Source organism: Burkholderia sp. A2, assembly GCF_001729305.1.
Classification (GTDB): Bacteria; Pseudomonadota; Gammaproteobacteria; order Burkholderiales; family Burkholderiaceae; genus Burkholderia; species Burkholderia sola.
This window is the reverse complement of record NZ_LZXX01000169.1, coordinates 1-477: the sequence shown is the minus strand read 5'-3', so window position 1 is coordinate 477 and position 477 is coordinate 1. Positions and strand designations below refer to the sequence as shown.

At 66.2% G+C, this 477-nt stretch carries 1 protein-coding gene; it reads right to left on the bottom strand.

Annotation, left to right across the window (positions count from 1 at the left end; translation table 11 throughout):
* The coding region (locus A9Z05_RS33760) for a cytochrome-c peroxidase (protein WP_371090937.1) at positions 1 to 477 on the bottom strand (477 nt) is incomplete at both ends.

Genomic DNA, 477 nt, shown 5'->3' with positions numbered 1-477 from the left:
CGCAGCGCGACGTTGCGCAGGCTCGGCGTCTTGAACGCACCGAGCATGTGCGGATCGTCGGTCGAGATGAATTGCAACTCGTCGCACTGCTCGGGCTTCGCGTCGCTGAACGGCCCCATGCAGTTGAATTCGTCGTGCAACACCTTGGCGACCGCCGCCGCGCGACCGGGGTCGGCGGCCGTCCCGCTACGCGGCGGTACGCCGATGTTGTGGAACTGCCGGTCGCTCAGCATGGGCCCGGTGTGGCAGGTCATGCATTGGCCTTTATTCACGAACAGGCGGAGGCCTGCTTTCTCGGTCGGCGTCAGCGCGGCGAGCTTGACCGGGTCGCCGGACCGGACGCCGTCGACATAGGTATCGAAGCGTGAAGGCCCATATTGAAGCGTCGCTTCGTACGCCGCGATCGCCTTGCCGAGATTCGCGAACACGCGCGACACGTCGGCGCGGGTGCGTTCGTCGAGCCGCTGCCACACCACT